The sequence below is a fragment of the Roseateles sp. genome, assembly GCF_965262435.1.
Taxonomy (GTDB): domain Bacteria; phylum Pseudomonadota; class Gammaproteobacteria; order Burkholderiales; family Burkholderiaceae_C; genus Paucibacter_A.
This window is the reverse complement of record NZ_OZ253537.1, coordinates 2,285,092-2,307,090: the sequence shown is the minus strand read 5'-3', so window position 1 is coordinate 2,307,090 and position 21,999 is coordinate 2,285,092. Positions and strand designations below refer to the sequence as shown.

16 protein-coding genes are annotated in these 21,999 nt (G+C 67.1%); all 16 read left to right on the top strand.

Translation table 11 applies throughout. From position 1 onward, the window contains the following. The first annotated feature begins 132 nt into the window (after positions 1–132). The 16 genes from lnt to ACQY39_RS09850 are packed head-to-tail and all read left to right on the top strand — an operon-like array spanning position 133 to position 21,618. Positions 133–3,012 (top strand): apolipoprotein N-acyltransferase, encoded by a 2,880-nt coding sequence (gene lnt, locus ACQY39_RS09925; RefSeq protein ID WP_428505750.1) that lies wholly within the window; start codon positions 133–135, stop codon positions 3,010–3,012. Continuing rightward, on the top strand, positions 3,009–3,893 hold the full coding sequence (locus ACQY39_RS09920) for a hypothetical protein (RefSeq protein WP_428505748.1): 885 nt from the start codon (positions 3,009–3,011) through the stop codon (positions 3,891–3,893). Before lnt ends, ACQY39_RS09920 begins: the two co-directional genes overlap by 4 nt. Continuing rightward, on the top strand, positions 3,890–4,666 hold the full coding sequence (locus ACQY39_RS09915) for a hypothetical protein (protein WP_428505746.1): 777 nt from the start codon (positions 3,890–3,892) through the stop codon (positions 4,664–4,666). Before ACQY39_RS09920 ends, ACQY39_RS09915 begins: the two co-directional genes overlap by 4 nt. Before the next feature lies 1 nt (position 4,667). Continuing rightward, positions 4,668–5,402 (top strand): hypothetical protein, encoded by a 735-nt coding sequence (locus ACQY39_RS09910; RefSeq protein ID WP_428505744.1) that lies wholly within the window; start codon positions 4,668–4,670, stop codon positions 5,400–5,402. Then, positions 5,399–5,587 (top strand): hypothetical protein, encoded by a 189-nt coding sequence (locus ACQY39_RS09905; protein ID WP_428505742.1) that lies wholly within the window; start codon positions 5,399–5,401, stop codon positions 5,585–5,587. The genes ACQY39_RS09910 and ACQY39_RS09905 overlap by 4 nt, the downstream gene beginning before the upstream one ends. Positions 5,588–5,594: 7 nt before the next feature. After that, entirely contained in the window at positions 5,595–6,452 is an 858-nt protein-coding gene (gene cpaB / locus ACQY39_RS09900; RefSeq protein WP_428505740.1) for a Flp pilus assembly protein CpaB, read from the top strand. A gap of 56 nt (positions 6,453–6,508) precedes the next feature. Next, on the top strand, positions 6,509–8,767 hold the full coding sequence (locus ACQY39_RS09895) for a type II and III secretion system protein family protein (protein WP_428505738.1): 2,259 nt from the start codon (positions 6,509–6,511) through the stop codon (positions 8,765–8,767). A gap of 40 nt (positions 8,768–8,807) precedes the next feature. After that, positions 8,808–10,646 carry an ATPase, T2SS/T4P/T4SS family gene (locus ACQY39_RS09890; RefSeq protein ID WP_428505736.1) on the top strand — a complete coding sequence of 613 codons (1,839 nt, stop codon included), beginning with the start codon at positions 8,808–8,810 and terminating at the stop codon, positions 10,644–10,646. Further along, positions 10,643–11,527: a type II secretion system F family protein gene (locus ACQY39_RS09885; protein WP_428505734.1), complete on the top strand. Its 885-nt coding sequence runs from the start codon at positions 10,643–10,645 to the stop codon at positions 11,525–11,527. The genes ACQY39_RS09890 and ACQY39_RS09885 overlap by 4 nt, the downstream gene beginning before the upstream one ends. Before the next feature lie 12 nt (positions 11,528–11,539). Continuing rightward, the gene (locus ACQY39_RS09880) at positions 11,540–12,427 is read left to right on the top strand and encodes a type II secretion system F family protein (protein ID WP_428505732.1); all 888 of its coding nucleotides are present in this window, start codon (positions 11,540–11,542) and stop codon (positions 12,425–12,427) included. Next, positions 12,427–12,786, top strand: a complete 360-nt coding sequence (locus ACQY39_RS09875) for a DUF192 domain-containing protein (protein ID WP_428505730.1) — start codon at positions 12,427–12,429, stop codon at positions 12,784–12,786. The genes ACQY39_RS09880 and ACQY39_RS09875 overlap by 1 nt, the downstream gene beginning before the upstream one ends. Next, positions 12,783–13,667 carry a hypothetical protein gene (locus tag ACQY39_RS09870; protein ID WP_428505728.1) on the top strand — a complete coding sequence of 295 codons (885 nt, stop codon included), beginning with the start codon at positions 12,783–12,785 and terminating at the stop codon, positions 13,665–13,667. The genes ACQY39_RS09875 and ACQY39_RS09870 overlap by 4 nt, the downstream gene beginning before the upstream one ends. After that, complete coding sequence (locus ACQY39_RS09865) at positions 13,664–14,557, top strand: TadE/TadG family type IV pilus assembly protein (protein ID WP_428505726.1); 894 nt, start codon at positions 13,664–13,666, stop codon at positions 14,555–14,557. Before ACQY39_RS09870 ends, ACQY39_RS09865 begins: the two co-directional genes overlap by 4 nt. Positions 14,558–14,570: 13 nt before the next feature. Further along, the gene (locus tag ACQY39_RS09860; protein WP_428505724.1) at positions 14,571–19,499 is read left to right on the top strand and encodes a DUF6531 domain-containing protein; all 4,929 of its coding nucleotides are present in this window, start codon (positions 14,571–14,573) and stop codon (positions 19,497–19,499) included. Between the two features lie 11 nt (positions 19,500–19,510). After that, the gene (locus ACQY39_RS09855; RefSeq protein ID WP_428505722.1) at positions 19,511–20,296 is read left to right on the top strand and encodes a hypothetical protein; all 786 of its coding nucleotides are present in this window, start codon (positions 19,511–19,513) and stop codon (positions 20,294–20,296) included. Between the two features lie 53 nt (positions 20,297–20,349). Next, entirely contained in the window at positions 20,350–21,618 is a 1,269-nt protein-coding gene (locus ACQY39_RS09850; RefSeq protein WP_428505720.1) for a hypothetical protein, read from the top strand. Positions 21,619–21,999 lie beyond the last annotated feature (381 nt).

The window sequence follows — 21,999 nt, the reverse complement described above, 5'->3', positions numbered from 1 at the left end:
TTCATCAGCGCGCGCGCCGGCAGTCTTCGAGGCCTCAAAAGATCGGCACAGCCGACCCGCCCAGCCCGCACAAGGCCCCACGCGCTCAGCGCGCCGGGCCGCAAACCCAACACCGCGTCGAGAGGGAGTTCCATGGGATCGAGACCCGGCATCTTGCCGGCCGGCTCCGCCGTGCTCGGCGCGCTGCTTGGCCTCAGCTTCGGCTGGAGTTGGGGCTGGTTGTCGGGCCAGCTCTGCCTGACCTTGCTGCTCCTGCTCTGGAGCGCGCAGGCTCGGACGCCTTGGCAGCTCGCCCGCGCGGCTGCAGCCTTTGGCGCCGGTCTGGGCTTGAGCGGGCTGAGCAGCATGCCCGCCAGCCTGGACCCCGCCCTGCGCGTGTACGCGCTGCTGCCGCTGCTGGTTTTCACGCTTGTCCACGCGCTGGCAAGCGGTTTGAGCGCCCTGCTGCTGGGCAGTCTGGCGCGTGCCGGTCTGCAGCGCTGGCTGCTGCTATGGCCAGCGCTGTGGATGGTGCAAGAGTTCGCTTTGTCGTTTGGCCCGCTGGCCATGCCCTGGCTGCGGCTGGGCGTGCTGCAAGCTCCGCAAGGGCCTTTTGCCGCCCTGTTACCGCTGGGCGGCAGCCTTCTGGCAGGCGCTGCCATGTGGCTGCTGGCCGGCCTGCTGATGTTGGTGCTGCGCCAGCCGCACTGGCGTCGGCGCGGCGCCTTCGCAGCCTTCGCCTTGCTGGCACTGAGCCTGGCCGCCCAGCCGCTGAGCTGGACCGAGCAACGGAATGAACAATCGCTGCAGGTGCGCCTGCTGCAGCTGCCGACCGCAACTGCAGACGCTGACACGGAAGCAAACACACACAGCCAAAGTGCCGCTGTCGTACGCCAGCTGCTGGACCACGCCGCTCAGGCGCAGAACGAACTGCTGATCAGCCCTCAGCTGGCCCTGGAGAAGACCCCCCAAGCCCTGCCACCGGGCTTTGTCGAACTGCTGCAGCAAAGCCTGGAGCAAGGCCAGTCCGACCTGCTGCTTGGCATGTACCTGCAAGCGGATGCGGGCCCGGGCTTGCACAACGGCGCCCTGGCCCTCGGCGTCTCGGGCGTGGACAGCTTGGCCAAGCACCAGCGCCTGCCCTTTGGCGAGTTCAACCCTTTTCCGGCGGGGCCTCTGCGCGCCTGGCTGCAAGGCCTGAGCCCGCGTGCTCAGCAAGACACAGCAGCGGCGCCGCCTCGTCAACACAGCCTGCCGGTGGCCGGCCACCGCGCCGCCGTGTCCTTTTGCTTCGAGCTTGCTTTTGCTGAGCAATGGCGTGAGGCGGCGGCCGAGGCCGATGTCCTGATCAACATCTCCAGCGACAGCAGCCACCCAGCGGCTCAGCAGCGGCGGCAGTTCCAGCAAATGGCCCAGGCACGCGCCCTGGAGCACCAAAAGCCCTTGCTGCGCAGCAGCGACCTCGGCGATGGCTTGGCGCTCGATCACCGCGGCAGCCTGGTGCCCATCGTGGGTGAACGTGCCGTTCTGCTGCCGCGCCAGGGCCTGACGCCCTACGCCCGCTGGGGCGAGGCCCTGGCCCTGAGCCTGGCCGGGCTGGCCCTGCTGGCGGCCGTGGCCGCAGCCTCACGCCGCCCTGTGGGCCGCGCGGCTCAGGCGCTGCGTGTGCGCGCCCAGACCGGCCAGATCCTGATGGCCAGCCTCGGCTTGCTGCTGATCACTGCCGGCCTGCTGTACTTTCTGGTCAACACCGGCCAGACCGTGACGGAAAAAATGCGCGTCACCAACGCCGCCGATGCCGCCGCCTACAGCGCCGGCGTGGTCGAAGCACGGGCGCTCAATGTCGACGCGTATCTGAACCGCGCCATGGTGGCCAACGAGATCGTGATCGCCCAGATGGTCAGCATGGCCTCCTGGCTGCGCTACTTCGCCAGCGCCACCGACAACATTCCCGGCACCATGGGCGACATCACCTTCATGTTGCAGCCCGATCTCCAGGCGCTGCAGATCTCCGCCACCTTCGCCGCCGCCAAGTACGGCGTGAGCTACCTCGGCATGACGGCCGAAGAGCTGGCCGACTATGTCGTCGATTACGGCATCGGTCCCATCATCACCGTCCACGATGCCATCGTCCAAACCCTGTCGCTGACCCAGAGCGCCATCCAGGTCAATTTGACGGCGGGCATCCGGCAGCAGCAGATCGCCAACGACCTGGTCCAGCAAATGGACCCTGCTTTGAAGGCCGAGCTGATCCTGACCTCGCATGGCTTTGACCGTTTCACCAAGGCCTACTCAGGCCAGGAGCGGACCCGCTTCGCCGATGTCACCAGCCGCTCACGCGACCCCTTCACGCGCGAGCGCAACTGGACCATCGACTCCTTCGACATCCCCCTGCTCCGGCGCGACGGCGCGCTGAAGAAGCGCGGTGGCACCGAGCTGATCGGCTTCGACGAATGGCGCGCCGTCGACACGCTCGAGCTGCACGGCCGGCGCTTCGGCTGCGGCAAGCTCAAGCTGAGCTGGTGCGACGACATCCAAACCCCCATCGGCTGGGGCGCCGTCAATGTCAACGCCGGCGGCGGCGATGCCGGCCGCGGCCACCATGGCAATGCCTATGGCGAGAACGGCCGCACGGCGGGCATCGCCGACAGCGATATGCGCGAGCCCTTGATCTACAAGTTCAGCGGCATCCCGACCAGCCGTGACCTTCGCGACCTCGACCCCAAGGCCGAGCGCAGCACCCACCTGACCCTGCTGGTGTCCAAGTCGCAAGCGGCTCTGATGACCTCGGGCGGCGCCGCCCAGGCCAAGCCGGCCGGCGACCTGGCCCTGTTCAACGACAAGCCGGCCGGTGGCCAGCTGATGGCCTTGTCACGGGCCGAGGTGTTCTTCGATCGCATCGCCGCACGGGCGGACGGCAAGTCCGAGATCGCCAGCCTCTACAACCCCTACTGGCGCGTCCGCCTCGTTGCGCCCACGGCTGGCGACAAGGTCTACGCCGCCACCAAACAAGGAGGCTTGGCCCTGCCATGAACTGCGAAGCCATCACACGCTTGATCGCCCGCATCGCCGTGGCCGCCGCTTTGGCTTGCCCCACCGCCGTGCTGCATGCCGAGCCGGAACCGCGCCAGGACGCGCCGCTGCCACCAGGCTTCGACCTGAAGCCCTTGCAGCGCCAGGTCGAGGGGGTCTACGCACACAGCCAGGGCGAAATGTTCAATGTGCTGAGCCGGGCCACGCTGGAGGCCAGTTGCCGGGCAGCGCAGGCCGCCGGTGGCCCGGCTCGGATGCCGCGCTTTGCGCCGGGCAGCGAGGAGCCGCTGAAATTTGAAGTCCGGCGCTACAGCAGCGCCGACGGCAAGCAAAGCGCCAGCTACAGCGAGAAGGAGCATGTTGCCTGCACCGAGGCCGATCTGAAAGCAGACGGCCCCTGCGCCTGCCACTACCGCAAGGTCAGCGAACACAGCCTCTATCTGGAGCGCAGCCAGGGCGCCAGCACCGAACGCTGGCAGCTCACGCTGGCTTCGGGCAGCGGCCGCCACTCACGCGGGCCGGCTGGAACCACCGCACTGGCGGCGCCGGCCGAGCCGACCTTGCAAACCTTGTACGGCGCGGTGGCAGGCAGCCGTGAGCTGGCTGGCCAGCGTTGCCAGCTCCGCCGTATCGAGCGGGGCAACAGCCGCACCGAGACCTGCCTGATTCAGCCCGCGCCGGGCCTGCCCGAGACCCTGCACGGGCGGCAGCTGGCGCAGTCGGTCTTCCAGTTGCAAGGCCCGCAGGCGGGCCAGCGCCTGCGCTGGACAGAGACGCTGCAGCTGCTGCCTCGGGCGCGCATGGACGCCGCCGTGTTCGAAGTGCCCGCCGGCATCACTTTCAAACCCGGCCCGGTCAGCAACAGGGAGGCACAACCATGAGCTTCAGCCACAAGCCGGGTTGCTCGAAGCCTGCGCCGGCAGCGCGCCGCCGCTCGCAAGTGGGCCAGGCCACGGTCGAGTTCGCCGTGGCTTGCCTGGTGCTGCTGCCCATGTTCATTGCCCTGCCCTTGCTGGGCAAGTTGCTGGACATGATGCAAGCCAATGAAAGCGCCAGCCGCTATGTCGCCTTCGAAGGCGCCGCCCGCAACAGCAGCAGTGCCTGGAAGAGCGATGCCGAGCTGAGCGCGGAAGTGCGCCGGCGCTTCTTCAGCAACTCCGACGCCCCGATCAAGACCGGCGACACCGCTGGCGACTTCAGCGCCCACCGCAACCCGATGTGGACCGACCACGCCGGGCGGCCCTTGCTGGCGAGCTTTGCTGACGACGTCAAGGTCGACACCCAGGTGCAGGGTAAGAACGCGATCGCCGCCGCCAGGCTCGCCGCCGATTCGCTCAAGCTCCCGGACCAGAACTGGTACCAGGGCCAGGTCACCATCAAGATCGCCAATGTCGACAGCTTTGCGCCTTTCGACACCATCAATCTGGCCAGCACCCGCCGCACCGTGCTGCTGGCCGACGCCTGGACCGCGCGCAACCCGGCCATGGTGCGCAGCCGCATCGAAGACGCCGCCCTGCTCTATCCCATGGGCCAAGTCTCGGGCCTGATCGATGCGCTCGGGCAGACACCGACTCTGGTCTTCGACCCGGCGTTAAAGCTGGGCAACTTCGACTGGGACCTGGTGCCCTGCGACCGCCTGATCGGAGGCTGCTGAAATGCCCCAGTACTTGCACGGCTTTGAGTTGATGCGACGCCTGGTGCTGCTGCTCGCGCTGCTGCCACTCCTGGCGCTGCTGCCTCATGGCCAGGCCCTGGCAGCCGCCGATGACTGGCCCCGCTGGGCTTCGCCCGACGGCGCGCCGGCACAGATGCTGGCCGAGGACATGGTGCTGAATGGCCGGCGCAGCCGCATGCAGCGCCTGGCGCTGCCCGAGGGCATGGATGCCGCGCTGAAGTACGTCAAGCAGCGACTGGGCCCTCAGCATGTGGTCAATCAGGTGCAGGGCGCCACGGTCGTGGCCGGGCGCGAGGGCTCGTTCTTCCACACCGTGCAACTGCGGGCCGGCCGCGGCGAGCAGGTGCAGGCCACCATCATGAGCAGCCGCGTCGAAGCGCCGCAGGGCCGCAGCAAAGTACAGATCGACACCGAGCGCCTGCTGCCAGCCAACAGCCAGTTGCTGCAGACCCTGGAGTCGCGCGACGACGGCCGCCGCAGCCTGATGCTGAGCGCCAGCAACCAGCTCGGCCTCGATGCCAACCAGGCCCACCTGTTGCGCCAGGCCCAACAGCTCGGCCTGCACGCGCGCGAGCAGCCCGGCCAAACCCGGCCCGTGCCCGGCCGGCGTGTGATCTGGCTGCAAGGCGCACAGGAAGAAGCCATGGTCAGCATCGTCGACAGCGGCGATGCACGACTGATCGTCATTCAAAGAACCCAGGGAGTACGCCCATGAAGTTTGCAGCACGAGGCCTTCGCCAGGCCGGCCAGTCCATGGTCGAAACCCTGGTGATCGCCGCCATCGCCACCGCCTTGATGGCCATGCCCATCGACGGCTCGTCATCGGTCGTCGCCTTGATGCTGAAGGCCATCAAGACCGCTTTCAGCAAGTTCATGGGCGCGATCGCGCTGCCGATCTGAGGACGCCATGAGATTGCGAATTCAAAGAAGTTGGGTGCTGCTGATCGTGGCTTTGGGCCTGGGTGGTTTGTCCGCGTTTGGCGTCAAGCGCTATATCGAGCAGCATGTGGCCGAGGTCGAGGAGCGCAGCAAAGCGCAGTCCACGGTGCAGGTGCTGGTGCCCAAGAGTGATCTGGTCAAGGGCGCCATCCTGTCGCCCGAGGTGGTGGCGGTGCGCGAAGTGCCCAGCATGTGGGCGCACTCGAATGCACTGACCCCGGCGCAGTTCGATCGCATCGAAGGCCAGGCCCTGGCCTACCCGGCGGTGCGCGGCGAGATGCTGCTGTGGTCCATGCTGGAAGGCCAGCGACCGCCCGCCTTTTCCACCCGCCTGCCCAATGGTCGCCGCGCGATCACGGTGCCGGTCGACGAAGTCAACTCGATCTCGGGCCTGCTGCAGCCCGGTGACCGCATCGACCTGATGGTCTCGGCCAAGAAGGAGGGCAAGAGCTACCTCTTCCCCCTGCTGCAGAACGTGACCGTGCTGGCCACCGGCTCGCAGGCGGCGGTGTCGGCCGACGGCAAGGAGGGCAGCAAGAACTCGTTCTCGACCATCACCCTCGATGCCGCCCCAGAAGACGCCCGCCGCGTGCTCGCAGCGCGCGAAGTGGGCAAGCTCGCGGCCATGCTGCGCAGCCCAGGCGACAGCACGGTGCTGCCCAGTAGCCGCCTGGATGCCCTGAGCCTGCTGGGCCTGAACGACAGCGGCGCCGACTCCAGCGTTCCAGTCCTCTACGGCGGCCGAGGCGCGAGTCAGGGCGCTGAAGCGCAGCGCGCCCTGAACGCGCTGGTGCCCACCAAACCCGACGGGGCCAGCAAGCCATGACGACCCCGCTCTCTCCCATCCCCTCGCTCCCTCAGCCCCGACCCGACGCGCCCGCCATGCCCTCGCCCCACATCGCCCGCCCGCGCCGGCAGCCGCAAGGCTTGCGCGCCCCCCTGTGCCTGAGTCTGGCCTTGGGCCTGAGCCTGCAGTCCTGGCCCCTGCACGCCCAAACCAACACGGCGGCCACAACGCCGGCCACCGAGCCCCGCAACAACAAGGCAGGTGCACCGCCGCCCGCCAGCGGCAACGGCTATGGCGAGCAGCTCAAGCCCAGCTCGCCAGCACCCAAGCCAAGCAAGCCGAACAAGACGGCGCTCAACCCAGCGCCCTACGAGCCGGTCAAGAACACCGCGGACTCGGGCCATATGGCCGAGATCGAGATGTTTGTAGGCGAATCACGGGTCTTCCCCGCACCCGGCGTGGCCCGCATTGCGGTGGGCAATGGCAGCCTGATGTCGGCCGCCGCGCTCGACGAGAAGGAGGTGATCCTGTTCGCCAACGGCGTCGGCACTTCTTCGCTCTTCATCTGGAACGCCGATGGCCGCTACCAGCGGGTCAAGATCAATATCGTGCCCGGCGACACCTCGCGTTATGCACGCGAGATCGCCGCCTTTCTGGCCGGCATCCCCAACGCCAAAGCCTCGGTCGTGGGCAGCAACATCATCGTCGAGGGCGACCAGCTGTCCGACAACGACCTGGCCAAGATCGATGAGCTCGCCAAGCGCTACCCGCAGATCGTCAACTTCACCAACCGGGTCGGTTGGGAGCAGATGGTGGCCTTCGATGTCAAGGTGGTCGAGTTCCCCAGCACCATGCTGCGCGAGACCGGGCTGAAGTGGAGCTCGGCGGGCGGTGCGGCGCTGGGCGCGATCTGGTCACCGATCCGACGCGGGCAAGATGGCCCCTACCAAGTCAACATCCCGGCCAGCAACGGCACCGGCAATGCCCTGCCCATCAGCAACCCCGAAGGCGGTGCGGTCCTGCTGCCTTCGGCCTTGAACGTGCTCAGCGGCGTCAATCTGGGCCTGAACGCCCAGCTCAATCTGCTCGCCCAGGAAGGCCGTGCCAGCGTGCTGGCCGAGCCGCAGCTGTCGGCGCGCAATGGTTCACGCGCCAGCTTTGTGGCCGGCGGCGAGATTCCTTATGCCGTGTCCACGCGGGAAGGCGTGTTCATCCAGTTCAAGACCTATGGCGTCAAACTGACGGTGCAGCCCAAGGTCGACACGCGCGGCAATATCCGCGCCACCATCGAATCCGAGGTCAGCAGCATCGACCGCTCGGTCTCCACCCTCGGCGGCCCGGCCCTGCTGACGCGCCGGACCGAGACCGAATTCAATGTGCGCGGCGGCGAAACCATCGTGCTCTCGGGCCTGCTGCAGCGCGAGAGTTCGAACGATGTGGACAAGGTGCCGCTGCTGGGCGACATCCCGGTGCTCGGCGCCCTGTTCCGCTCCAAGCGCTACCAGAACAAGGAGACGGAGCTGGTGGTCTTTGTCACCCCCAGCCTGGTCACCCCGGAGTCCAGCTTCAACCGCGCGCGCATCGAGCGCACCACCGAGCGCCTGGAGCAGCGCATGGGGCCCTCGCCCTATCTGAGTGAGCCGCTGCAGCCGGCGCTGTCTTATGACCAGCCACGGCCGGGCGCGGCATCAGCATTTGCACCCACGGAACCCGCGTCGAGTGCCGCCGCAACTGAGCTCACAACTCCCCAGGCAAGCGTCCCGGCGCCCGTCATCAGCCGCGCCGAAGAGGGCGCCCTGCTGCGCGTGACGCGGCCGCAGCAGACCCTGCGCAGCCGGCCCAGCGCCGCCGCGCCAGGCCTGCTGGTGCTGGAAGCCGGCGCGACCGTGACGCTGCAGGCGCAAGACGCCCAGCTCGAAGCCGGCCAGCGCTGGATCCCGGTGCGGGTCGGCCAGCTGCAGGGCTGGCTGCCCGAACAGGCGCTGGCGCCCTGGCAACAGAGTGCAGGCTCTGGCCCCGGCATCAAGCCGGCCGCGCCCGCCCTGCCCTCGGCCGCCCGCACGGCCGCGCCCAGCCTGGGCCCGCTGCCGCAGCCGGCTCTGCTCAGCCGCGCCGCACTGGACGCCAGCCGCAAGCCCTACGTGGTGCAGAGCGAAAAGCTGGCCCTGCGCCTGACGCCCGACGTGAACGCCGGCGTGCTGACACGCGCCTACCGCGGCGACCAGGTGCAAGCCCTGGACCTGCCCGCCCAAGGCGCCTGGATGGCAGTGCAGCTGCAGCAGGGTCAGGTCTTGCAGCGCGGCTGGGTGCTGTCGCAATGGCTGCTGCCGGTGTTGGCCACGGCCACGCCCTGAGCCCGATCACGCCACGAACGCAGCACAAGAGAACACCGACATGGGACACCTGAGCATTCAGATCACCGACAGCGACGGCGAGACCCGCGAGCTGCGCCACAGCGGCAGCGAGCTGCGCATCGGCCGCGACAAGAACAGCGAGCTGCCACTGTCCGGCTGGCGGGTTGGACGCAGCCATGCCCGCTTGCTCGAAGGCCCGCAGGGCTGGATGCTGGAAGACCTGGGCCAGTTCAGCGGCACGCAGGTGAACGGCGCCCGCATCGTGCGCTATGGGCCCGTCACCTTTGCCGACCAAGTGCGCATCGGCGGCTATGTGCTGCGCTTTCGCGAGGAGGAGCATGCACAGGAAGCGCGGCAAGGCGAGCCCGCGGGGCGCGCCAGCATGCAAGCGCCATCAGCGCGTTCACCCTTGAACCCACCCTCGCCTGTCGGCCAGTGGCAAGACGCGCAGAGCACGCAACACACAGACCCACAAAGCGACCGAACCGCAGGCGACCCCTCACGAAACAAGCCACAAGCCCCGACACCGCTGCGCGCGGCCAGCCCGACAAGCGCCGGAGTGTCGGCCGGGCGCGCCGCAGACCCGGAGCAGGACTTCAGCGCCGTGCAAGCGCGCCACCCCTGGCGCCAACGGGTGCACGAGCAACTGCTGGACACCATCGACCTGCGCCGTCGCGACCTCAGCCGCATGAGCGACGCCGAGCTGCGCCAGGAGACCGAAAAACTGGTGCGCGAGATCCTCGATCGCTTCGGCGAACTGCCGCCCGAGATCGACCGCGAAGCGCTGCGCAAAGAAGTGCTGGATGAAGCCGTGGGCCTGGGGCCGCTGGAAGACCTGCTGGCCGACCCCAGCGTCAGCGAAATCATGGTCAACCGGGCCGACGAGATCTTCATCGAACGCCAGGGCCGCCTGCAGCGCTACCCGCTGGCCTTCACCAGCGACCGGGCCGTGCTGGGCGTGATCGAGCGCATCGTCGCGCCGCTGGGTCGGCGCATCGACGAAAGCTCGCCCCTGGTCGACGCGCGCCTGAAAGACGGCTCGCGGGTCAACGCCATCATCCCGCCGCTGGCCCTTAAAGGCCCGGCCATCACCATCCGTAAGTTCTCGAAGAAGCGCCTGAACGGCGACGACCTGGTCGGCTACGGCTCGCTGTCCGACCCCATGGCGCGCTTTCTCCAGCTCTGCGTGCACCAGCGCAAGAACCTGATCGTCTCCGGCGGCACGGGCTCGGGCAAGACCACCTTGCTCAATGTGCTGTCCAACTTCATCCCGGACGGCGAACGCATCATCACCATCGAAGACGCGGCCGAGCTGCGTCTGAACCACACGCATCTGGTGTCGCTGGAGTCGCGCCCGTCCAACGTCGAGGGGCGCGGTGCCATCAGCATCCGCGATCTGGTCAAGAACTCGCTGCGCATGCGGCCCGACCGCATCGTCGTCGGCGAATGCCGGGGCGGCGAGGCCCTGGACATGCTGCAGGCCATGAACACCGGCCACGAAGGCTCGCTGACCACCCTGCACGCCAACACCCCGCGCGATGCGCTGGCGCGCTTGGAAACCCTGGTGCTGATGGCGGGCATGGACCTGCCCATCAGCGCCATTCGCGACCAGATCACCTCGGCCGTGGACATCATCGTCCAGCAGACCCGCTTCGCCTGCGGCTCGCGCAAGGTGACCAGCATCACCGAGCTCTCCGGCATGGAGAACGGCAAGATCCAGCTGCAGGAGCTGTTCCGCTACGAGGCCCGCGGCTACGGCCCAGATGGCCGGGTGCAAGGTGATTTCGTCGGTTGTGACGCGGTGCCGACCTTTTTCGACCAGCTGCGCGAGCAGGGCGTGGAGTTCGACCTCAGCCTGTTCAACCGGAGGGCGGCATGAGCGGCCCGGTCGCCGCCGGACTGAGCACCAGCACGGTGGCCACCATCGTGGCCCTGGTGGTGGCCCTGGCCATTTTCATTCTGGTCTGGTCGGTGGTCGACCTCGCCTCCAACGGCCTGGCCCGCTACCGACGCCTGTTCACCGAGCGCGCCCATGTCGGCCTGGGTGAGCTGTTTCTCTTCATCGACCCCTCGCGCCTCTTCGTCATCAACATCGCGCTGATCCTGCTCCTCAGCGCCCTGACCTGGGGCCTGACCCGCGACCCGGTGACGCCACTGATCGTCGCCTTGCTGACGGCCTGGGCGCCGCGTTTCACCCTGCGCTGGCTGCGCCAGCGACGCATCCACAAGCTGGAGCAGCAGCTGCCCGACGCGCTGCAGATGCTGGCCGGTGCGCTGAAGGCCGGGGTCAGCCTGTCGCAAGGCATCCAGCAGCTGGTGCGCGAGGCGCTGCCGCCCATCTCTCAGGAGTTCGACCTGCTGCTGCGCGAACAGCGCCTGGGCGTCAGCATGGACACGGCGCTGGAGAACCTCAACCAGCGCGTGCCCCTGCAGTCGATGACGCTGACCGTGTCGGCCATGCGCATTGCCAGCGAAACCGGCGGGCAGCTGGCCGAGACCCTGGAGCGCGCCTCGCAGACCCTGCGCCAGAAGCTGGCCATGGAGGACAAGATCCGCTCGCTGACCGCTCAAGGCAAGCTGCAGGCCTGGGTGGTGGGCGCCCTGCCCTTGCTGCTGATGTTCGCACTCAACAAGCTCGAACCCGCAGCCATGCACCTGATGTTCACCACGCCCACAGGCTGGGTGGCCCTGGTGGTGATCGCCCTGCTCGAATTCTTCGGCGTGCTGGTGATCCGCAAGATCGTGTCCATCGATGTCTAACTCGCTCAAGCCATGGACGCACTGAAATCCTGGATTCCCCTGCTCTGCGCGCTTGGCCTGGGCCTGTCGATCTTCTTGCTCGCCCATGGCCTGGGCCGGGCGATCGCGGCCGTGCCCAGCGAGGACCGCAGCTACCGCGATGTGCCGCCGCGCTTCTTTCGGCTGCTGTGGTGGCCGATCCGCTGGCTGGCCTTCTATCTGGGCCCGCTGCTGCCGCTGCGCCTGCGCCAGCGCGTGCTGGTCAAGCTGCGCTTGGCGGGGCTGGACTATGCGCTGGCACCCGAGCAGTTCATCGCCGGTCAATGGCTCGCCGCCAGCCTAGCCGGCGGCCTGGTGTTCTGGATGCTGGACACCTTGCAGCGCCCACTCGGCCCCTGGCCGCTGCTGGCCGCCGGGCTCGCCTACCTGATGCCCGGCATCTGGCTGCGTGACCGCATCTTGCTGCGCCGCCGTGAAACGCTCAAGACCCTGCCCTTCATGCTGGACATCATCACCCTGTGCGTAGAGGCCGGGCTGAACCTCAGCGGTGCGCTGACTCAGGCGGTGGCCAAGGGACCGGCCGGGCCCTTGCGCGACGAGTTCTCGCGCGTGCTGCGCGATGTTCGTGCCGGCCGGCCGCGCCTGGACGCGCTGCGCACCCTGAGCGACCGCATGAACGAGCCAGCCATCAGCAACTTTGTGGCCGCAATGATTCAGGCCGAGCGCATGGGCATGAACCTCGGTCCTATCCTGCGCGCGCAGTCCGAGCAGCGCCGCAACGAGCGCTTCGCCCGCGCCGAGAAGCTGGCCATGGAGGCACCGGTCAAGATGCTGTTCCCGCTGATCGCCTTCATCTTCCCCTGCACCTTTGTCGTCCTCGGTTTCCCGATCGCGATGAAGTTCATCCATATGGGGCTGTGATGGTGCCGACGCAGCTGCGCGTGCACCGCGCCGAACGTTTCAGCGAGCGCCTGCTGGGCCTGCTGGCCCGACCTCGCCTGGGGCCGGGCGAAGCCCTGGCCCTGGCGCCCTGCGCGGCCGTCCACACCTGCTTCATGGCCTATGCCATCGATCTGCTCTACCTCGACGCCGAGGACCGCGTGATCAAGCGCGTGGAGGCCCTGGCGCCCTGGCGCGCCAGTGCCTGCCCCGGCGCGCGCACCACGCTCGAGCTGGCCGCCGGCGAGGCCGCCCGCCTGGGCCTGGGCCCCGGCAGCCGGATCGACTGGCGCCAGCCGCCCTCGCCCGAATTCACAAACCCTTCAGGGATCCACAAATGAAACCCAACACCCGCGCCCTCGGCGCCTGCCTGGCCCTGCCCCTGAGCGCCCTGCTGCTGGCCTGCGGTGGCGGTGGCGGAGGGGCCGACAACGGTTCCGCCAACCCGGCCACGCCGGTGCCGCCACCGGTGGCCGTGGATCCCTTCCAGGGCACGGCCTATCTCAAGGTCAGCGAAACCTCGCGCTTCAAGGGCAAGACCTACGGCATGGAGCGCAGCATCCACCAACAGCTGGTCGACCAGTGCAATGCGCTGCGACGCGCCTACTACGACTTGCCGGCGCAGCAGCCCGATGAGGCGGTGATGGCGGGCCTGGACACCCAGATCACCGAGCGTTTCTTCGACACCGACAAAGCCGCCACCTACACCAGCGGCTATGCACTGACCCTGAGCGACCTGGAACGCTGGTCGGCCGAGGCCAAGCTGCTGAACGGGGTGGCGCCTGCCGTGCCGCCCGACTGCTCGGCTCACAGCAAAGTGGCCATCGAGACCGGCTGGCTCTGGCGCGACGGCGTGCGCTACGAACTGCGCTTCAAGGACAGCAAGGCCTTGGGCAACCGCAGCAGCAGCACGCTCAGCAAAACCACACTGGCCAGCGACGAACAGGTGCGGGCCATGCCAAGCGACACCGTCATGGGTGAACGCTGCCACAAACCGCAGATCCCCCTGGAAGGCATCGTCGCCGGCGAGTCCTGCCTGTGGGACCGCTACCCCATGGTCGCCTACCTGAACTGGCCATGGAACCTCAGTGGCAAGACCACGCTGGGCAGCGGCGAGCAGACGCTGGAACGCCAGCTGCAGGTGCTGGCCATCGAACAGGGCAAGCCCCTGAACGCCGCCAAGCTGGCCCTGCCGCCCGGATTCAGCGTCACGACCCCATGAAGCGCCGGCCGCCGCGTCCAGCCCCGGCCCTCGCTCGCCAGCAGGGCGCCAGCATCGTCGAGACCATGCTGGTGCTGCCAACCCTGCTCTTTCTGGTGCTGGCCATCTGGCAGGCCGCCCTGGGCTATCACGCCAAGAACAGCCTGAACTACGCCAGCTTCGAAGCCGCGCGCGCCGGCTCGGTGTCGAACGCCAAGCTCAGCAGCATCCATGCAGCTTTTCAGAAGGCCATGCTGCCCTACTACGGCGGCGGCCGCAGCCTGGCCGAGCTGGCAGACACCGCCGCAAAAGCGGCCAAGGACCTGGACGCCGCGGCCCTGCGCATCGAGATCATTTCGCCCACGCCCGAGAGCTTTCGTGACTACAACAGCCCTGCCCTGCAGGCCGCACTCAAGACCGGCGAACCGGTGCTGCCCAATGTCGGCCTGGACGAACTGAGCTGCCCGCGCGATGTACCGGGCTGTCAAAAAGACCCCAAGACCAATGCCAGTGGCCAGACCCTGCTGGATGCCAATCTGCTGAAGCTGCGCGTCACCTACGGGATTCCGCCCTCCAAGCAGATGCCCATGCTGGGCAAGTTCTACACCTGGGCACTGGGCAAGCTGGGTGCCGGCAGCGGCGATGCCTTCAAGCTGGCCTTGATCAAGGCCGGCCGCATCCCGGTCGTGTCCCATGCCGTGGTGCGCATGCAAAGCGACGCCATCCGCAACAGCGCCATGGTCAGCTCGCCCGGGCCCGGCAACGATGGCACCCCCACCGATCCGGGCCCTGGCCCCGTCACCCCGCCGCTGCCGACCTGCCCCTGGTGGGACCCGGCCTGCTCGATCTGCACCGAGGGCTCGGGCCAAGGCGCCTGCGAGATTCCGCCCGAGACCTGCCCCGGCGGCTGAGCCGCAAAAAAACATGAAACACGCCCACGCACTCCCCCGCCTGCTGCTCGCCAGCGCCTTGAGCAGCTTGCTCGGCCTGCTGGCCCCGGCCGCCCAAGCCCAGCTCTTCCCGCCCGGTGGTGGCGGCAGCTGCGACCCGAGCAAGGCGAGCTGCCTGCCGCCCGGTGGTGGTGGCGGCGGAGGGGGTGGCGGCGGTGGTGGCCTGTGCACCCTGTTCCCGAACCGGCCCGAGTGCCAACCCGGGGGCGGCGGCGGGGGTGGCGGCACCTGCACCCCGCCGCCCGGCGGCAACCCTACATGTGGCGGCGGCGGCCCGGCCGGCCTCGCGGGTGGCGGCGCTGCCGGCGTGCAGCTCGGCGGCGGCAACCCCATCAACCTCGTCAACGGCAACAAATACCAGGAAGAAACCGACCTCGCCGCCCTGCCCGGCGTGCTCGGCCTGGAGCTCAAGCGCCACTACAACAGCCAGAGCAGCCATGCCGGCATCGTCGGCCCGCAATGGCGCCTGAGCTACGAGACCGTGCTCTACGACCTGGGCTCGCAGATCCAGATCTTGCAGGCCGACGGCCGCCGCATCACCCTCGCCAAGGGCCCCGGCGGCACGCTCTGCACCAGCCCCCAGCTCAGCGACGGCCAGGTGCGCATCGAGCGCCGCGCCGACGGCCAGCCCGTCTACCACTGGCGCTGGCCCGACGGCCGAACGCTGAGCTTCCACGGCGGCAGCGGCGGTGGCCACCCCTTGCACACGGTGCGCGCCGCCAGCGGCGAGCAGCTGCAACTGAGCTACAACCCCCTGGGCGACCTGATCGGCGTGCAAGACCCGCAGGGCCGCAAGCTCAGCCTGATCTACGGCCGCGCCGCCCCTGGCCAGCGCGCCCTGCTGCAGGCCGTGGACACGCCCACCGGCCGCATCGCCTACCAGCACGACAAACAAGGCCGCCTGCTGCAGGCCAGCTTCAGCACTCGCAGCGCCAACGGTCTCGCCACCACCCCTCAGTTCACCCGGATCTACCACCACGAGGCCCAGCACAACGGCGGCCAAGCCCATTCATTCGCCTTGACCGGCATCAGCCTGCAGACCCTGGACCCCAAGACTGGCCAGGCACGCACCCAGCGCCTGTCCACCTATGCCTATGACCGCGAGGGCCGCGCGGTGCTCAGCAGCAAGGGCCTGCCTCTGCAGCTCGACGGCAAGGGTCAGCCCGTGCCCGACACCGGCATCGAGCAGATCAGCCTGCAGTTCATCCAGAAGCCCCTGCCCACCGAGGGCCGGCCGGACCGCGAGGGCATCGTCCAGCCGCAGAACTTCGGCAAGACCGTGTTGACCAACAGCCTGGGCCAGCAAAGCACCCTGCTCAGCGCCATCGTCGGCGGCCAGTTCCGCCTGATCGAGCTGCGCGGCCCGGGCTGCAGCAGCTGCGGCCCGGCCAATATGCGCTATGGATACGACAGCAGCGGCCGCCTGCTGCGCAGCACGCAGCTGGATGCTCAGGGCCAGCCGGTGCAGGCCGAGCTGCGCCGCTACGACCGTCACGGCCGCCTGATCGAGACGGCCCGCCAGACTTGGGTCGGCGGCAAGCCACAGCCAAGCCAGTGGTTGCAGCGTTTTGACTACGAGGACCGCAAATTCCCCGACGGCAGCATCGCCCTGGGCCAGCAGCCCATCCTGATCAGCCAGCCCAGCGTGATTGCTGGCAAGACGCGCAGCACCGCCTTCGAGTTCAATACGCAGGGTCAGGTCTCCAAGGTCACGGAACGCGGTTGGAGCCCGGTGACTGAGCAAGGGCGTCTGATCCTGCAGGGTGTCGCGCTTGAACGCAGCTTTGAGTACCAATACAAGACCGACAAAGGACTCAGCCTCCTTGACAAGGTTCTGGGACCCACGCAGCGGCTCGATCAGTCCGCGACCGAGAAAACGCTGACGGCGGCAACACAAGCAGCTTCTGACAACCATGCAGCGCCAGGCCGGCAGCCTCTGGCCGGCGCACTTGGGGCTGCCGCAATATCTGAGCGCGACACACGCTCTGGCCTTCGCCTCGAACGCGGCGCGGAAGGGTCAATCGCCGAGCGGCAGCTGACGCTGCTCAGCCAAGGTGAACTGGAGGTTCACAGGCTTTTTGATGATCTGGGGCGTGTCGTTGCGATCCGCAACCCTCTTCAAGGATGGCGGACCGCGGTCTACAACGCCAAAAACCAGCTGACTGAAAGTCACGATCCCACTGGCGCCCGGCAGCAGGCCAGTTGGAATGAGACCGGGCGAATCAGCACGCTGCTGCGCTTCGACCCGGGCGCGAAGGCCGCGTCGCAAGAGCTGCGTTGGACCTACCAAGCCGAGAAACTGCTGCAAGTGAGCATCACGGACCGATTCGGGGAGCGACGCAGCCGCTTCGAACACGATGCCTCCGGTCGCTTGCTCAAAGAATGGCTGGACATCTTGCCGGCCGGGGCCTTGCAGGCTGCGATGCCCAAGTCGGTCACGCTGGGAGTCGCCTACCAGTTGGATGCCGAAGGTCGAGTGCTGGCGCAAGCTTTCACAGATGCCAGCGGGGCGCAGCTGCATTTGTCGCACACACTAAGCCCTGAAGGGAAAACCCAGTCGATTCGTTCCGCTTCGGCCCTGCCGCGATGGCTGGGCGGGGATGGCGCCGTCATCACCGATGTGCAGTGGAGTCAACACGCTGGGGAGAACTTCGCCACGTCCATTGCTCACGCCGATGGCAGCATTGACAAGTTTGCACTGCTGGCGGAACTGGAAGCCGATCCGCAAGCTGTGCAGAAACCAGGCCTGGTTCAAGCTGCGGCGGAAGGAAAGCAGCAGGCATCAAGCCTGCGCCCTGGCCTCGAACATGATCCAAGCGGGCGCCCTCGTCAGTTCCAGACCGCTCAGGGCCTGCGCAGCTTGAGCTGGAACGCCGGGGGCCAGTTGGAGGGCATCCAGGGCACGCACGACAGCAGCAGTCACATCTACGACGCGCAAGGCCGGCGCGTCGCCAGGCTGTCACAAGACCCGGCTCGCGGCAGCAAGCTTGAGCTGTATTTCTATGAAGGCACTCGCCTCTTGGCCCATACCGACGAGCGCGGTCGCGCCCAGTTTGCTTATGCGCATCTGGGCTATCGCCCGATTGCTCAATTCCCCATGGGCGGCAAGGCCTGGCATCAGCGATTGAAGGACTGGGCATTTGGCGCGGAAGTCCGCCACATCCACACCGACGAGGTCGGCCAGGTCCTTGCCCTGAGCGGCAAGCACAAGCAGTTCGATGCCCAGCGCGACCAGCCTCTGCGCTATGTCGGGCAGATCGACGACGGCGACGGCGGCCTGCGCTACCACGGCGCACGATTCTTCGATCCGGCATCCCAACAGTTCATCAGCCCGGACCCGCAAGGCGCGGCCGACTCGGTCATCGAGGTGGCAAGCAAAGACCGCCTGAATCTCTATGCCTACGCGGGCGGACGGCCCGACTACTTCTTTGACCCTGACGGTGCCGCTCGCATTCGCTACTTCGCCATCACGACCGGCGCCAATGGGCAAGCCATTGGCACCAACCAGGGCTTCACTCAAGCACGCTGGGCCTTCATCGTAGACAACATCGCCAGCACCCCGCTGGCCACTAACGCATTGGGTCGCTTGCGCAACCAGTACGCCAACAATGGCAAGGGCTTGCTGTTTGATGCGGGCGGCAACTTCTTGGGTGGCAACGCCAGCACGCGAACCTGGGATACCGGCGCCAGCACGGCCGCCGATTTCAGCGCGCACTACGGCGCCGCGGCGATCAGCCCGGACCGGTTCACGATCGCAAACATGGACGATGATGATGCAAGCCGACTGATCGCCAGCTACATACCTGCTGACTGGGCGACTTTGAACGAAGGAGCGACTTGCCCTGCCCGCTCTTTGCTGTTGCCGGAAATACCTTTCGCGGCCGAAGAACCCGCACTGAACCCAACTGTCAACGATCCTGCTCGCAAGCAGCGCATCCTTGCCTGCGGCGCAGGCGCGGACGCCGCTTTGGAGCAAAGGCGCCTGGCCAAGTACGAGGCCGCGGCCGAAATCAATGAAACCAATGCACCCAAGCGAATCAACAAAGACTGCGCCGACGGCGGCTGCCCCGGGGCCCGGTACTCTTGCAATGCAACGCGCTGCGTGGGCACAAACAACGACCCGACGGGCACGTTCTATGTGGCGTCCTATGGGCGCTCGCAGTTCATAGGATCCACCTTGGTTTCGGAGCTGATTGCTGCCTTCCCGACCTTCAGCGCGAACGAGCGCACCGCATTGGGAATGGGCGCCAACTCCTTGGCGGAACTGAACGAAGCCGATGCCCGCGGCCGCAGTCTTCTGAACTGGTTCAACAACCGGATCAATGCGGCGCCACGCTATGCCGATGCCGGCCAGGCATGGCAGCAACTGCCAGCGGCGCAACAACAGCGCTTCACCGAAGACACCGGTCTGGGTGAGCAGCAGTACGAGGACATCGTCCGGATGAAGACTTCGCCGCCAACGAACAGCCGGGGCCAAAGCCTTTTGGGCGATGCCCGTGCGGCCATGGTGACCGAGGCCATCATGAATGCTCCGGGCGTTCGTGACCTGCTGATGGGCATCTTCGAGGACTTCGATCGCTTCACCACCATGTCGCTGGGTCTCATGCGCAACAACCTGAACCGTGTGCTTGCCGCGTTCCCGAATGCCAATGAAGAAGAGATCGCCGCCCGTGTGGCTCGGCTTCATAACGGCGGCACCTGGCGTGCGCCCCTCGCTCAGCTGCTCGGCGCGGGAGACAGCTACAACTACGTGAAACGTTTTCTGGGAATCAATCGCGGCGAAGGAGAATGGCGCTCCCTGCGCTGCGTCGAGAATTTCGGCCCTAACGTCACCACCGTCGGCCCCGGCACAGCGGGGCAAGGCATCGGCGGCCTTGAGATGAGGCGATTGACCCTTCCATGATCAAGCACTGTATGGCAACACCTGCGAAGCAATCCCGTGACCCATCGTTCAGCGCGACGCTGACCACGCTCTGCGCTGTCTCTGCACTCGTGTTCTGGACGGCGCCGGCGCAGGCCGCTGCCTGCACACCGGCAGGTGCTCGGCTGCCGCCCAACTACGCACGTCTGCCCGGAGCCAATAAGCTGCCTGCGCAGGAACGGGAGCATCGCCTGGAGCTCAGTGGTGGTACGGCCAGGGACGCCAAGAAAGTCGAGGTCCAGATCGAGGAGCGCGCGCTTGGCGCCGACGGGCGATGCGACTTGATCATCACCGTGCGCGAGCTGATCAGCAGCGGCGGCGACTCCGATGTGCTGAGCACCGTCTACCTAACGCGTCCAGATGGCGGTTGGCATCGCGTGGGGGCCATGTCCGCGCGCCGCGACGACCGCCCGAGTTCGCTGGACCTGATGCGCCAGCCCGCGGATGAAAGGTTCGCATTCTCAGATTGGCAGGTGCTCACGCTCAAAGAACACCCGGGGCTCAGCTATCTGATGACCTGGAATCACGAGAGGGTCGCCAACGGCCCTCGCGGCTACCACCTGCTCGAACTCGACCGAGGCGCAGCCACCCTGCGTTCGCTCGACATCTGGCAAGACGTGGGCGCCAAGGTCTATGCCCAGTTCAAGCAATTGAAGTCCGAAGACGGGCGCGGCTTCGACCCTTATGTTGAACAAGCAGAGCTGCGGCTGCGCTGTGCGGGCATTGCCGCCAAGCCTGCCCTGCTGGTGCAAGCCTGCTCGGCCCGCGCCATCAAGTAGCTGTTCCGGTCCGAAGTGCCTGCGATGAAAGCGCGGAGAGCGTTGAGCCTGAGATGAAGCACTGGACTGTTTTCCACATCGCGACCGCCGCTCTCCTGTTGCTGATCAGTCTTTTGCCGCCCGCGCATGCGGCGCCCACCGCGCCTGACGAGGGTCTGAGCACCACCGCACCGCCCTGCCGTACGCCCTCAGCGCCGCCGCCGCGGCTACCTGTTCGGGTCGAGTACGACGGCGCTGAAGTGCTCAGGTACGACTTCAACGGTGACGGCTGGTGCGACTTCGCCTACGCCGTGCCCTATCCCGTCAACAGCAAAATGAACTCTTACGCCCTGGACCAGCTCATGATGCTGGGTCGAGCAAAGGGTTGGTCCCCCGTGCTGCATGGCAAGAAGTCGCATCTCCCGCCGATCAGTGAACTTTCAGATGAGATCTGGCCCTTGTTCCAAGTCTCGCTGAGCGGTATCCGTTTGATCTATCCGAGGACAGGGGGCGCCCCGTATGTGCTGGGGCTGTACGCCTCTGGAGGCGTGGGGGACACGAACGGCAAAAGCTTGGTCCTGTTTGAAGGCCATTACTGCTCTGAGTACGTCACCGCGCACCGCTGGGACGCGGGGATAAGCGCCTTTCGCCGCAGCGACGGGGTCACGCGCGACCGGGTGTTGGACTTCTATTACCAAGAGGTGGAGAAGCCTTGCCCTGGGTCCCGGCCGAAGCGCTTAAGCACGAACGAAACAGGCAGGATGGCGACCCAGCTCATCGAGCCCGTCGATGTGGAAGGTCAGCTCCGTGAGCTCTCACTGGACCGGGCGAACTACGCGTTGCACGCCGAAATTTCGACCGTGGCCGTGCTGATCAAGTCGCGCGACCGGGGTGTCGAGCACGACCAGTACCTGAGCGATCTGCAGCTCTACATGCCGCAGGCAGCCCCTCCGGCACCGGGCCAGGCCCAGGCCTTGCGTCGGGTCGCCAGCATCAACACCTCGCGCGAAGCCTGGGGCACCCAGTGCGGTAAAGACTGCCAAGACACCATCCACAGCAAGACCCTGGTGATCGTCGGCAGCAAGGGCCTGTTAACACAACGCCAAGGGGTCGCGAAGGCTCGCCTGTGCGGGCCAAGCGAGGCGCGGCGTGCCGCCCGCACTCACGTGCGGGCCAACGCTGCAACGACGCGTGGCCCGCACAGGCAAGCCTTCCCGAAGGGTTGTGGCCAGAAAGGCCGCAGGCCGCGTTGCCAATCCTCGCCGGGTGACCAACCCGGCTGCGGTTTGCGTCTTGCCTGCGACCTTTCTGGCCAACAACGCGGCCCCTTGGCGTTGTGTTAACAGGCCCTAGGCCCAGAACGGCTACCGCGAGCTGCAACTGCGCAACAAGACTCAGCTGCAGGCCGGCGGGCAGGGCAAGACAGAACTCAGCAAAGACAACAGCCTGCTGCGCTGGAACGGGCAGGCCTACGAAAGTCCCTGAAGGCGAAGACACCAAGACGCCAGCATGCGTCTCATCGGCCACAGACATGTTGCGCTTGGTAACTTCGCATTCACCGGCACCCGCAGCCCTGTGATCCGGCTCCAGGCCTGAGTTTCTGCCCAGGCAGGCGCACAGAGCCCATGAACACGGGCCAGCGCCCGCTCTGGCCTTACGCGCGCATTCAGGCATGCAAGCCGCCGCACACCTCGGGATGAGGGTTTGGCGAACAAACAGACACA

Bases quoted from the DNA above. Each gene is read 5' to 3' on its own strand.
- lnt (WP_428505750.1), top strand. From the start codon at position 133: ATGGGATCGAGACCCGGCATCTTGCCGGCCGGCTCCGCCGTGCTCGGC.
- ACQY39_RS09920 (WP_428505748.1), top strand. From the start codon at position 3,009: ATGAACTGCGAAGCCATCACACGCTTGATCGCCCGCATCGCCGTGGCC.
- ACQY39_RS09915 (WP_428505746.1), top strand. From the start codon at position 3,890: ATGAGCTTCAGCCACAAGCCGGGTTGCTCGAAGCCTGCGCCGGCAGCG.
- ACQY39_RS09910 (WP_428505744.1), top strand. From the start codon at position 4,668: ATGCCCCAGTACTTGCACGGCTTTGAGTTGATGCGACGCCTGGTGCTG.
- ACQY39_RS09905 (WP_428505742.1), top strand. From the start codon at position 5,399: ATGAAGTTTGCAGCACGAGGCCTTCGCCAGGCCGGCCAGTCCATGGTC.
- cpaB (WP_428505740.1), top strand. From the start codon at position 5,595: ATGAGATTGCGAATTCAAAGAAGTTGGGTGCTGCTGATCGTGGCTTTG.
- ACQY39_RS09895 (WP_428505738.1), top strand. From the start codon at position 6,509: ATGCCCTCGCCCCACATCGCCCGCCCGCGCCGGCAGCCGCAAGGCTTG.
- ACQY39_RS09890 (WP_428505736.1), top strand. From the start codon at position 8,808: ATGGGACACCTGAGCATTCAGATCACCGACAGCGACGGCGAGACCCGC.
- ACQY39_RS09885 (WP_428505734.1), top strand. From the start codon at position 10,643: ATGAGCGGCCCGGTCGCCGCCGGACTGAGCACCAGCACGGTGGCCACC.
- ACQY39_RS09880 (WP_428505732.1), top strand. From the start codon at position 11,540: ATGGACGCACTGAAATCCTGGATTCCCCTGCTCTGCGCGCTTGGCCTG.
- ACQY39_RS09875 (WP_428505730.1), top strand. From the start codon at position 12,427: ATGGTGCCGACGCAGCTGCGCGTGCACCGCGCCGAACGTTTCAGCGAG.
- ACQY39_RS09870 (WP_428505728.1), top strand. From the start codon at position 12,783: ATGAAACCCAACACCCGCGCCCTCGGCGCCTGCCTGGCCCTGCCCCTG.
- ACQY39_RS09865 (WP_428505726.1), top strand. From the start codon at position 13,664: ATGAAGCGCCGGCCGCCGCGTCCAGCCCCGGCCCTCGCTCGCCAGCAG.
- ACQY39_RS09860 (WP_428505724.1), top strand. From the start codon at position 14,571: ATGAAACACGCCCACGCACTCCCCCGCCTGCTGCTCGCCAGCGCCTTG.
- ACQY39_RS09855 (WP_428505722.1), top strand. From the start codon at position 19,511: ATGGCAACACCTGCGAAGCAATCCCGTGACCCATCGTTCAGCGCGACG.
- ACQY39_RS09850 (WP_428505720.1), top strand. From the start codon at position 20,350: ATGAAGCACTGGACTGTTTTCCACATCGCGACCGCCGCTCTCCTGTTG.